Source organism: Bacteroidota bacterium (genome assembly GCA_016213405.1).
Lineage (GTDB): Bacteria > Bacteroidota > Bacteroidia > Palsa-948 > Palsa-948 > Palsa-948.
In genome coordinates this window covers 18,330-30,040 of the sequence record JACRAM010000103.1, presented here as the reverse complement: position 1 = coordinate 30,040, position 11,711 = coordinate 18,330, and the positions used below count along the sequence as shown (strand labels likewise).

10 protein-coding genes are annotated in these 11,711 nt (G+C 43.2%); 2 read left to right on the top strand and 8 right to left on the bottom strand.

Translation table 11 applies throughout. The features are described 5' to 3' along the window. Positions 1-175 precede the first annotated feature (175 nt). Positions 176-874 carry a hypothetical protein gene (locus HY841_12585; GenBank protein ID MBI4931598.1) on the bottom strand — a complete coding sequence of 233 codons (699 nt, stop codon included), beginning with the start codon at positions 872-874 and terminating at the stop codon, positions 176-178. Positions 875-886: 12 nt separating this feature from the next. Next, positions 887-1,144, bottom strand: coding sequence for a hypothetical protein (locus HY841_12580; protein ID MBI4931597.1), 258 nt, complete (start codon positions 1,142-1,144; stop codon positions 887-889). Positions 1,145-1,339: 195 nt separating this feature from the next. Between HY841_12580 and HY841_12575 the strand changes: the two genes are divergently transcribed. Further along, complete coding sequence (locus tag HY841_12575) at positions 1,340-1,591, top strand: response regulator transcription factor (protein ID MBI4931596.1); 252 nt, start codon at positions 1,340-1,342, stop codon at positions 1,589-1,591. A 252-nt stretch (positions 1,592-1,843) separates the two neighbouring features. Here HY841_12575 and polA read toward each other — a convergent pair whose 3' ends face one another. The 6 genes from polA to nadB all read right to left on the bottom strand — a co-directional run bounded on the left by polA (position 1,844) and on the right by nadB (position 10,878). Further along, positions 1,844-4,630: a DNA polymerase I gene (polA, locus tag HY841_12570; protein ID MBI4931595.1), complete on the bottom strand. Its 2,787-nt coding sequence runs from the start codon at positions 4,628-4,630 to the stop codon at positions 1,844-1,846. 62 nt (positions 4,631-4,692) lie between these two features. Next, a complete protein-coding gene (locus tag HY841_12565) occupies positions 4,693-5,544 on the bottom strand; it encodes a rhomboid family intramembrane serine protease (GenBank protein ID MBI4931594.1) in 852 nt (283 codons plus the stop codon). A 123-nt stretch (positions 5,545-5,667) separates the two neighbouring features. Beyond that, entirely contained in the window at positions 5,668-7,539 is a 1,872-nt protein-coding gene (gene mutL, locus HY841_12560; GenBank protein ID MBI4931593.1) for a DNA mismatch repair endonuclease MutL, read from the bottom strand. Between the two features lie 132 nt (positions 7,540-7,671). After that, on the bottom strand, positions 7,672-8,559 hold the full coding sequence (locus tag HY841_12555) for a hypothetical protein (protein ID MBI4931592.1): 888 nt from the start codon (positions 8,557-8,559) through the stop codon (positions 7,672-7,674). 178 nt (positions 8,560-8,737) lie between these two features. Then, on the bottom strand, positions 8,738-9,253 hold the full coding sequence (locus tag HY841_12550; GenBank protein MBI4931591.1) for a gamma carbonic anhydrase family protein: 516 nt from the start codon (positions 9,251-9,253) through the stop codon (positions 8,738-8,740). 62 nt (positions 9,254-9,315) lie between these two features. Next, entirely contained in the window at positions 9,316-10,878 is a 1,563-nt protein-coding gene (gene nadB / locus HY841_12545; GenBank protein MBI4931590.1) for an L-aspartate oxidase, read from the bottom strand. Between the two features lie 129 nt (positions 10,879-11,007). Between nadB and HY841_12540 the strand changes: the two genes are divergently transcribed. Continuing rightward, positions 11,008-11,652 (top strand): NifU family protein, encoded by a 645-nt coding sequence (locus HY841_12540; protein MBI4931589.1) that lies wholly within the window; start codon positions 11,008-11,010, stop codon positions 11,650-11,652. The last annotated feature ends 59 nt before the right edge of the window (positions 11,653-11,711 follow it).

Here is an 11,711-nt window from a genome sequence, read left to right as displayed (position 1 = left end):
TTTGCAAAAGAAGGTTACTACAGTTTATCGGCAAACTACAAACGATTAAAACTTTATGAAACCGCTGTATGCGTCTAAGCATGTACAGTGGTGTGAGAGGTGGCGAAGTTACTTTGTACCTTCGCTTCCTACTTTAATTCCACTATTCCATTCTTCCATCCTTCCATTTTTCTCGCTACGCCACGATAATCGTCTGCACAGGCGTCCAGGGTCCTGAGTTGGCAGGATGAGCCGAATCATACCAGCGGAAATATCCGTAGAAGCGTTTGCCCACTTCCGCCACTCCAAGGTGCAGGATAAAATGCGCGTGCGTGCTGAGAAACTGAGTTACGCACTGAATAAAAGGAGGCGCGGGGTCGTTGGCAGCCGTGAGTGCATATTGCACCTGCACCATCACGCCCTTGTGCGGCACGCTGGGGCGGGTTTGGTCTTTGTTGAGGCGGCACTTCACATCAAGATCTCCTCCGCCAAGGTTGATGAGACCTATCATAGGGTCTGTAATTGCTGGAGCAGGGCTGGGCTCGGTATCGCGCAGCGCACCGGCTTTTATGCGAAACACTTCAAAGTCATCAATGGTGGAACCGCGCCATGTAGCAATATGGTCAAGAATCGGTTGCCCAAACGTGTTGAACTTTTTCTGCACATCGCGCAGCTTATCTTTGATGGCGGTGGTGCGCGTTTCCTTTTTGTTGGTGTACTTTGTGTAAAGCGTGTTCGCCTGCCCGCGATACTCACTCCACTTTTTTGCATCGGCTTCGAGCAGATTGAGCCGCTCCCAGTTTTTTGGACTCTCTTCAAACAGATAATCTGCTGTGTTGTTGAGATAAGCGACAAAGGCGCTTATGACTCTCGGAATTCTTCCTTGTGTTTTCATTTTGATTGATTTTTAATTGTTTATGTGTTTATATAATTGCGTTATGAACCTATAGGGTGGCATTTCAAAGCGGAAGGGCGGCATTTCAACTCTAAAGGGTGGCATTATAAAATAGAATGGCAGCATTTCAAATCCATAGGGCGGCATTTCAACTCTAAAGGGTGGCATTATGAAATAGAAGGGCGGCATTTCAACTTTAAAGGGCGCCCTTACATTCCCATAGCGAGCCCTTCCGGTTTTAGTTTCTGTTATTTTGAATTTTGTTTTCATGATACAACTTGATTATTATCTATACACCAAAGGTACATCCCCCTATCGGGCTGTGCAATAGTTCTTCGGCACTGTTTTCATAGTGCACTGGCACTATTTTTATAGCGCTTCGGCACTACGCACAATATTTCCGCAGATAAATCGTTAATAATTCATGCCTGCCCGTTCCGAAGGCGGGCGCCAAAAACCAATGCAATGCCTGATGACGATGAAATAGAAAAAAAGAAAAACCTGCTGAAATTATTTCTGGCGGGCTTCACGTTAACAAAAAGGCAATTGGAAATTTTTGTGTTGCTTGCCAAAGGAAAAAAGAACAAGGAAATTGCCGAGCAATGCCATATCTCACGCTACACCGTAAAAAACCACCGCGCAAGCATTTACGCAAAACTTAACGTTAAAAGCAAATTTGATTTATGGAAAATTGCCCAAGGGCTGGGGCTGGTATGAGGTTATTTTATTAGACATCTTTCATAATTCAAAATAATATTCAATTAGGACTTTCGCACAAGTACGACCCCGAAGGGGTCGGATGTTTATAGCTAAATGTTTTTCTATTCATATTTGACTCCAAAGGAGTCCAATAACAAACAATGTTTTTCGAATTATAATCAATGTAGAATAGGTTTGAACCCGAACTCACGTTAAACTAGGTTCTATTCGTCACTCCGAAGGAGTCCTTCGCACAATACTCAATACTAATTAATGCGCCTCCAGCCAGGTTTTCCCCGTTCCCATTTCCACTTCTATCGGAACAATTAATGCGATGGCGTGTTTCATCCTATCCTCAATAATGGGCTTCACATCCTCCGCTTCATCTTTATAAACGTCAAACACCAACTCATCATGCACCTGCAGAATCATTTTTGATTTGAATTTTTTCTTCTCAAATTCTTTGTGGATGTTTATCATCGCCACCTTGATCATGTCGGCTGCGCTTCCCTGTATGGGTGCGTTAATGGCATTTCGCTCGGCATATCCGCGAACGGTATGGTTGCTTGAATTAATGTCGCGCAGGTATCTTCTCCTGCCCAGAATGGTTTCCACATATCCTTTTTCTTTTGCCGACTGAATGCTTTCATCCATGTATGCTTTGATGCGAGGATACTTTTCAAAATAACTTTCAATGATTTGTTTTGCCTCCGTGCGCGGAATGTTCAATCGCTGTGCTAAACCGAAAGCAGAAATTCCATAGATGATTCCGAAGTTCACCATCTTGGCGTTGCGCCTCATGCCCGAAGTTACTTTATCTAAACCAACTCCATAAACTTTTGATGCCGTAGCCGCATGAATGTCCTGCCCGCTTTTAAACGCCTCAATCATTCCCTGGTCTTCGCTCATGGCGGCAATCACACGAAGTTCAATCTGAGAATAATCTGCCGAGAGTAAAGTATAATTATTATTCCTCGGAACAAACGCTTTTCTGATTTCTCTTCCGCGTTCAGTGCGGATAGGAATGTTCTGAAGGTTCGGATTGTCAGAACTCAATCGTCCTGTCACCGCCACAATCTGGCTGTAAGTAGTGTGAACTCTTCCTGTTCTCGGATTCACCAGTTCAGGAAGCGTATCCACATACGTGTTTTTTAATTTCTGAAGTTCGCGGTAGTCAAGAATTTTATCTATGATGGGATGCGTGCCTTTTAGTTTTTCCAGAATATCTTCACCGGTGGCGTACTGCCCGGTTTTGGTTTTCTGCGGCTTCTCAACTATTTTTAATTCTTCATATAATATCTCACCTACTTGTTTGGGTGAAGAAATGTTGAACTCTTTTCCTGCCAGCGAATAAATTTCTTTTTCTGATATAACGATGTCTTTTGCAAGTTCTTTGGATAAATCTTTCAGAGCCGAACTGTCAATCTTCACTCCCTCTGCTTCCATCGCTGACAGCACAGGCACGAGCGGCATCTCCACTTCTTCAAAAAGTTTTTTTGTTTCTGTTTCTTTCAGCATCGGGACAAACTTTTTTTCCAGCTGAAGAGTAACATCTGCATCTTCAGCTGCGTATTCCGAAATCTGTTCAGCCGGCACTGAGCGCATGCTTAATTGTCCTTTTCCTTTTTTACCGATGAGTGTTTCAATCGAAACGGGAGAATAATTCAAATAGGTTTCAGCCAGAATGTTCATGTTGTGGCGCATGTCGGGCTGAATAAGATAATGCGCAATCATTGTATCGAAGAGTTTCCCTTTGATATCAATGTCATACCACTTCAGCACAGACATATCATATTTAATATTCTGCCCGACCTTCTCGATACGTTCATCTTCAAAAACTTCTTTGAACTCATTTGCGATGGCGTGCGCCTCATTATAATTTTCAGGAACGGGAATGTAATATGCTTCATGTTCATTGAATGAAAAAGACATTCCCACTAACTCCACATTATGCGCATCGGTGCCGGTAGTTTCCGTATCAAAGCAAAACGATTTTTGTTTACTCAATTCCGCTATGAGGTTTTTTCTTTTTTCTTTTGTATCAATCAAATGATATGTGTGTGCGACATCTTTAATAGTTTGACGAGGAGCCCCGCCTAAATCCTCCCCCAAGTGGAGGATTTTTTGTTCGTTTCCATTTGCACCAGCAATTGTTTCTCCCTTCCCTTGGGGAAGGGCAGGGGATGGGCTGCCCAGCACCCTTGCTGCAATGGTTCTGAATTCAAGTTCTTCAAATATGGCTGAAAGTTTTTCTTTGTCGGGTTCGCTCATGAGCAATGCTTCTTCATCCCATTTCACCGGCACATCGCAATGAATGGTGGCGAGTTGCTTGGAAAGAATTGCCTGATCGGCAAATTGTTTTACGTTCTCCTGAAGTTTTCCTTTCAGCTTGTCTGCATTCTTGATTACGCCTTCCACGCTTCCGAATTCATGCACTAGTTTGATGGCGGTTTTTTCTCCTACGCCCGGAAGTCCCGGAATATTATCCGCAGCATCTCCCATCAGCCCGAGAATATCAATCACCTGACTGACATTTTTAATTTCCCATCGCTTGAGAATATCTTCTTCACGCAAAGTGGTCCATCCGCTTTTGAAGGCAGGCGGACGAAACATAAAAGTTTTATCACTCACCAACTGTCCGAAATCTTTATCGGAAGTCACCATGTATGTTTCGTATCCGTGCTTCTCCGCTTTCTTGACGAGTGTGCCTATTATATCATCCGCTTCATGTCCATCGCTTTCAAGAACCGGAATCCCGAACCCTTCTAAAATTTTTTTTATGTACGGAACAGAACTAATGATGTCTTCGGGAGTTGCCTGACGGTTGGCTTTGTATTCGGCATACACTCCTTCGCGCTCGGTGGGAGCGTGCGTATCAAACGCCACCGCCATGTGGGTGGGTTTTTCTTTTTTGAGGAGTTCAAGAAGAATATTGGTGAAACCGAAAATGGCAGATGTGTTTTGACCTTTTGATGTAACGCGCGGATTTTTTGCCAATGCGTAATAAGCTCTGTAAATCAGCGCCATGGCATCCAATAAAAATAATTTCTTGTTCATATAAAAAAATCAAATAGGATGTTGACAAAAAAGATCGTAGTGCAAAAGTAATTCTCTTCTCACTAAAAATTTATTTTTCTCTTCTGCCATATTTTTATCAGCACAAATCCGAAAAGCATTCCGCCCAGGTGAGCGTAATGGGCAATGTTATCGTTTTGTGAAGGATTAATGGCTCCGAAAAGTTCTATGGCACCATACAGGATCACAAACCATTTTGCTTTTACAGGGAAAAGAAAATACATGTATATCATGGAGTTCGGGAACATCATTCCGAAGGCGAGCAGCAATCCGAAAATAGAGCCGGATGCTCCGACAACAACAGGTGCGTTCAGAAACTCTTTTTTGTATTCAATAATAAAATCAACGGATGTCTGCAAGGTGTTTTGTGTGTTGCCGAGCAGCTCGGTTTTTCTGAATTCATCAATAAAGGGCTGAAGGTGCTGAACCATTTCGGGAGAAGTCATCTTAATATATCCTGAAGCAAACAATCCTTCCAGCTTTTCGGTGGATGGATTCAGCATGTAATCATTCAGCGCATGAAGCGTTGGCTGAATTTCAAAATAATGAACGGTATAATGCATCAGCGCAGCGCCCAGTCCGCACACCACATAATAAATCAGAAACCGTTTTGCGCCCCACACATTTTCCAGCACATTGCCGAACATCCACAGTGCAAACATGTTGAAGAAGATGTGCGTGAAACTTCCGTGCATGAACATATAAGTGACTAATTGATACGGGCGAAAATCTTCAGAGAAAAAATAATGAAGCCCGAGAACATCAGCGAGGTCAATGTTCAGCTTCAAGTCAAAGACAATCGTAGCGACATAAAAAATTCCGTTGATGATGAGCAGATTCTTAATGACTGGCGGCAGCACATTGAATCCTGTTGGTCTGTATTCCTGGAATGACATGGTTAAGAGCCCATCCCTAACCCTTCCCCAAGGGAAGGGAAAGGGTGTCGGTTTGATTTTTTATTTGACATAATTTTTTTCTTTCCCTCTCCCCTTGGGGGAGAGAAGGAGAGGGGTTTTGTTTTATTTTCTGAATTTCTTTTCCAGTTCCTCTATTCCAATCGTGATCAAAGTAGGTTTTCCTGCCGGAGAAGCATACGGCATTTTGCAGGCGAAGAGTTCATCCACCATGTGGCTCATTTCTTCTTTTGTGAGCTGAACTCCTGATATGATGGCAAGATTTTTTGCCATGGCTTTTGCCACGATTTCTTTTTTGGCATTTTTCAAATCAGATTTGCTCCCCTGTGATGCTTTGTAATCTTCAATTAATTTTTCAAGCAGTTCAAAAACATTCTGTCCGGCAATGTCGGCAGGGATTCCGTGAACGATAAAAGTATTCTTTCCGAACTCGTTGATGTCAAAACCCAGCCCTTGCAATTCTTCATGAAGTTCTTTAACCACCACCGCATCGCTGGCAGAAAATTCCAGCGTCTGCGGAAACAACTGCTGCTGCGAAACCCCTTTGTGCTTTTCCACCATTTCAAAATATTTTTCATAGAGAATCCGCTCGTGTGCTGCTTGCTGGTCAATCACAATCATTCCGGTTTTAATGTGCGCGAGAATGTATTTGTTGTGCAATTGGTAAGCGGATGTCTTGGTAGATTTTTCTCCTTCGATTGAAAATTCAGTCTGTGTTTCTTCTTCCTTTTTAACTTCTATTTCTAATTGACTGATGGCGTGCCTTGATTGTTCTTTTTCCCATTCTCCTCCTTTCCGTTTCTCTGTTTCTGTATAGGAGCCTGCAGTAAATTTGTTTCTTCTTTCCTCTTTTTTCTCCTCCTCTGAAAAAGGATTATAATTTTTGTTCACTTTTATTTTCGGTGGGTTCATCAAAACCTCTTCAAGAGATTTATTAGGAGGAAGTTCAATGCTAGCTTCCTGTTCAAAATCCAGCGAGGGCGCAATGTTGTATTTTCCGAGAGATTGTTTTACCGCAGCGCGGATGATGGTATACACCGAACGTTCATCTTCAAATTTGATTTCTGTTTTCGTGGGATGAATGTTCACGTCAATCGCTTTCGGGTCAATCTCCATATTGATGAAATAGGAGGGAAACGCATCGTCCGGTAATAATTGATTGTAGGCATTTTGCACTGCGTGATGCAGGTAAGAGCTTTTAATGAATCGGTTGTTGACGAAAAAAAATTGCTCGCCTCTTGTTTTGCGCGCGAACTCTGGTTTGCCGATGAATCCTGTAACATTTACAATCGTTGTGTTTTCTTCAACAGGAACAAGACGCTGGTTATAACTGTCTCCGAAAATTCCAACGAGTCGCTGGCGCAATGCTCCTTTCTCCAGGTGAAAAAGTTCTGAATTGTTATGATGAAATGAAAAAGAAATTTCGGGATGAGCAATGGCAACGCGCTGAAATTCTTCTATGATATGCCTGAGCTCAACGGAATCTGATTTCAGGAAATTTCTTCTTGCCGGAACATTGAAGAAAAGATTTTTCACGCTGATGCTCGTTCCTTTTGTGCAGGTGCATTGGGTTTGTGATTTCAGTTCGCTTCCTTCAATTTCAATCTGTGTTCCCAATTGGTCTTCTGAGCGTTTGGTTTTCATTTCCACTTGTGCAACGCCTGCGATGGAAGCCATTGCTTCTCCGCGGAATCCCATGGTTTTTATTTTGAATAAATCATCCGCTGATTTTATTTTGGAAGTGGCGTGCCGTTCAAAGCTCATGCGCGCGTCCGTTTCGCTCATGCCAATACCGTTGTCAATTATCTGAATTAAGGTTCTGCCTGCGTCTTTGATGATGAGTTTTATATCCGTGCCATTCGCGTCAATGGAATTTTCTAAGAGTTCCTTCACTGCAGATGCCGGTCTTTGAATAACTTCTCCTGCCGCAATCTGGTTGGCAACGGAATCGGGTAGTAGATTAATGATATCGGGCATTGAGGAAAAGTCTAAAGTCTAAAGTTTACAGTCTGAAGTTTTTTGAAAAGCAAAAGTAAGATTTATCGCTCCTGTGTAAAATAAAAAACCCCGCATAGAATTATGCAGGGTTTTCTTTATTGTCTTTTTTGTTTAAGGCAATTGTTTGTAGTAGGTATTGCTATTGATGGTTACGGAAATCCAGCTATCGCAGCTGCCGCTTGGGTTAGGCGAAGGTGAATAACCAAAATCAACATGACGAACCGGTTTGCTGCCCGGAGTAAAGTCAAGAGTTCCTGATACGAAATGTTTAGAGCAGGCGATTTTGCGTATCAACTGGCTGGTGATCGTTACGTTGAATGGAGTTCCGTTTGCAGAAGTTCCGCTTGCGGTACCTGTTACTCCATATATATCATCTGACCATATGAGCGGAGTGCTTTCGTCTGCAATCCATTCGCGGTTGCGTGTGGAAGTCCATGTGATTGTTCCCTGGCTGTTCGCTTTGATGATTTGTCCGCTCACCTGTACATCCCAGTTCATATGTCCCGCTCCGTTGTGTCCTTTGTTTGTAATATTTTTTGTTCCGATTACCTGGTTGTCGTTCACGAAATAACTGTTGTCGGGTGCTGTAGCAATTGTAATTTGAGTGAGAGAATCCCAATAAGTGTAAGGTTCCGGTTTAACAGAATTTGTGTAAGTGATAAACAACTTGCCTCTGCGGTAGCGCCCGTCATGGCAGTAGCAGTTGGCAGAGCCGAAATCAACTGTGATTTTGTTGAGGGCTGTGTCGTGTGTTACTGTGGCGCAGTGAGAAAGTAAACCATCATAACCAGCCGACTTGTAACTGTTCAGACCGCCAGATGAAGCTGCTTCGTTTGAAATCTGTCCCATGTCTTCAAATGATTTGTCGGCAAGGGAGTTGTCTTCCGCACCGCTGGTGTCAGTGTCCTTATCTTCGTCTTTCTTGCGGCAACCTGTGAAGGTGAGCGATACCGCTACCAGAAGGGCTGTTGCGCTGAAAATTAATTGTTTTGTTTTCATTGTATTGATTATTATTGTTTTTAATGTTTCTTTGGATTTTCAGGAGTATGACGAAGGCAGATAGTTGAAAGTTACAGCTTATAAAAAAATCTATTAAGACCCAATCCTCAAATTCCAAGTCTCAAGTCCCAAACAACAACCTTTGGAATTTTGGATTTGGAACTTTGGACTTGTTCTTTTACTCCTTAAACCACCCTGCATACATCACATAATTATTGGCTATGCGCTCTACTTCTCCTTTCTGAAGTTCAATGCTTATGTCTTTCACTTTTTTGGCAGGAACGCCAGCGTAAATACTTCCGGGTTCCACTTTTGTTCCTTCTAATACCACAGCTCCTGCAGCAATAATACTGTTGCTCCCGATTTCGCATCTGTCCATCACAATTGCGCCCATGCCGATAAGCACATTATCCTGAACCGTGCATCCGTGAACGATGGCATTATGCCCGATACTCACATTATTGCCGATGTTGGTTGGATGTTTCTGATAGGTGCAATGAATGATGGCACCGTCCTGCACGTTCACTTTATTGCCCATCCTTATATAATGTACATCTCCGCGCACCACCGCGTTAAACCACACCGAGCAGTCATCGCCCATTACTACATCGCCTACTACGGTTGCGTTTTCAGCGAGGTAGCAGTTGCTGCCGAACTTAGGAGAAATGCCTTTGACTGGTTTTATGAGTGTCATATTTTTTATTTGCCCCCGCCCTAACCCTCCCCCATTGGGGGAGGGAATAAGGGAGGGGTGAATTATTTCTTCACATAATCAATATTATAATGAAGCCCCACGCTTTCTTTCCGCAGCATCGCGTATTTGATGATGATGTAGCTGACTTTAATAATATTTCTTAATTGACAGAGTTCGGGAGAAACCGTAGTGCGCTCGTACAAACTTTCTGTTTCATGATGGAGAATCAATAAACGGTCGAATGCTCTTTTCAACCGGAGATTGGAACGGACAATCCCCACATAATTTGTCATGATGCTTTGTACTTCACGCATGCTTTGAGTGATCAAAACCATTTCTTCGGGTGACGCTGTTCTCTCGGCATTCCATTCAGGAATTGTTTCGCAGTAATTTACCTTTTTGAAATTCTCAATTGAATTCATAGCAGAACGATGCGCGTACACAACCGCTTCCAGAAGAGAATTTGATGCGAGACGATTTGCACCGTGCAAACCTGTGCAGGAACATTCTCCCGATGCGTATAGATTTTTTATCGTACTTCTTCCGTTCATGTCCACTTTAATTCCTCCGCACATATAATGCGAAGCGGGCACAACGGGAATGTAGTCTTTCGTGATATCGATTCCCAGCGATAAACATTTTTTCTGAATGTTTGGAAAATGTTTCAGCAAACCATCTTTATCTAAATGCCGACAATCCAGATAAACAAAATCATCTCCGCGGATTTTCAGTTCGTTATCTATTGCGCGCGCAACGATGTCGCGCGGAGCAAGTGAACCGCGCTTATCATATTTCTGCATGAATTCTTTCCCGTCAATCGTTTTCAGAATTCCTCCGAAGCCCCGCATGGCTTCAGTAATTAAAAAAGACGGGCGTTCGTCAGGATTGTATAAAGATGTCGGATGAAACTGAAAGAACTCCATGTTCTCCAGTTTTCCTTTCGCGCGATATACCATAGCGACTCCATCTCCAGTAGCGATGATTGGATTAGTCGTGGTGGCGTAAACATGTCCTGCACCGCCTGTTGCCATCAGCGTGATGCGCGAAAGAATTTGTTCAATGCGATTCGTATTTGTATTCAATGCAAACACTCCGTAACATTCCGTGTCGGGCAATTTGCTCGTAACTTTTTTTCCGAGATGGTGCTGAGTCAAAAGTTCCAGCGCGAAATAATGGTCAAGGATTTCTATATTCGGATGTGCATGAACTTGTTCGAGAAGCACTCTCTCAATTTCAAATCCAGTATTGTCTTTGTGATGAAGAACCCTGTTTTCAGAATGACCGCCTTCTTTTCCCAAATCAAATTCCCCGTTGGGATTTTTATCAAAGCGTGCTCCCCATTCAATGAGTTCTTTGATGCGCTCGGTGGATTCGGTCACAACCATGCGCACCACTTCTTCATCGCACAAACCGTCACCGCAGATTACCGTATCCTCAATATGTTTCTCGTAAGAATCAGGTTCATACATCACACCGGCAATTCCACCCTGAGCGTATTTGGTGTTTGATTCGTCTTCGTTGGCTTTTGTGAGAATCAGAACTTTTCCGTAAGGCGCTACCTTCAGGGCATAACTTAAACCCGCTATGCCGGAGCCGATGATGAGGAAATCTACTTTTCGTTTCATTTACAACAGCGAAGTACGAACTTTTTTATTTACCCCGTTGGATATTTTTCCAACGGGGCAGGCCTACGAAGTACGAATTAGTATTTTTCATGTTCGTAGTTCGTATGTTCGTACTATCTTCGTACTTCGATGGAAACAATTAAAAACACACCCGTCATCACGTACGCGGAAAGCACCCCCAATCCTTCTGCCATGAAGTTTGTGGCGAATAAAATAATAATAGAGAATTCTCTTCCGCTGGAATTTCTGAATCCTTCCGATGCAAAATCTTCTCCGCTGGCAGCCGAACTTTTTAAATTCCCTTTCGTGAAAAGTGTTTTCATCTCTGCCAATTACATTACGCTTTTCAAAACCGATGCTGTGGAGTGGAATGATGTTACGCTCGAACTCAGAGAATTTTTGAGAGAGTATTTACAAGCCCACCCCAAAGCCCCACCCCAGCCCTCCCCATTAGGGAGGGAGAATATTTCCTCCCCCGATGGGGGAGGTCAGGAGGGGGCAGAGGATTTAGGTGAGGCTTCCGTTGACCATACCGTACCTCAAAATGAGATTGAACAAAAAATTATTGCTGTGCTGGAACAATATGTGCGCCCTGCGGTGGAGCAGGATGGAGGCATGATTGTTTTCCATTCCTATAAAGATGGCGTGGTTTCTCTCCTGATGCGCGGTGCTTGCAGTGGTTGTCCTTCTTCAGCGGTTACGCTCAAAGCGGGCATTGAAGCTTTGTTAAAGAAATTTGTGCCGGAAGTAAAAGAAGTCCGCTCCGGTTTGTGAAAATCCGTCTTGCTAGAATTCCATCGGACAAAAAAGAACTTGCGGTTTGCGTAATAGTA

Bases quoted from the DNA above. Each gene is read 5' to 3' on its own strand.
- HY841_12585 (MBI4931598.1), bottom strand. From the start codon at position 874: ATGAAAACACAAGGAAGAATTCCGAGAGTCATAAGCGCCTTTGTCGCT.
- HY841_12580 (MBI4931597.1), bottom strand. From the start codon at position 1,144: ATGAAAACAAAATTCAAAATAACAGAAACTAAAACCGGAAGGGCTCGC.
- HY841_12575 (MBI4931596.1), top strand. From the start codon at position 1,340: ATGCCTGATGACGATGAAATAGAAAAAAAGAAAAACCTGCTGAAATTA.
- polA (MBI4931595.1), bottom strand. From the start codon at position 4,630: ATGAACAAGAAATTATTTTTATTGGATGCCATGGCGCTGATTTACAGA.
- HY841_12565 (MBI4931594.1), bottom strand. From the start codon at position 5,544: ATGTCATTCCAGGAATACAGACCAACAGGATTCAATGTGCTGCCGCCA.
- mutL (MBI4931593.1), bottom strand. From the start codon at position 7,539: ATGCCCGATATCATTAATCTACTACCCGATTCCGTTGCCAACCAGATT.
- HY841_12555 (MBI4931592.1), bottom strand. From the start codon at position 8,559: ATGAAAACAAAACAATTAATTTTCAGCGCAACAGCCCTTCTGGTAGCG.
- HY841_12550 (MBI4931591.1), bottom strand. From the start codon at position 9,253: ATGACACTCATAAAACCAGTCAAAGGCATTTCTCCTAAGTTCGGCAGC.
- nadB (MBI4931590.1), bottom strand. From the start codon at position 10,878: ATGAAACGAAAAGTAGATTTCCTCATCATCGGCTCCGGCATAGCGGGT.
- HY841_12540 (MBI4931589.1), top strand. From the start codon at position 11,008: ATGGAAACAATTAAAAACACACCCGTCATCACGTACGCGGAAAGCACC.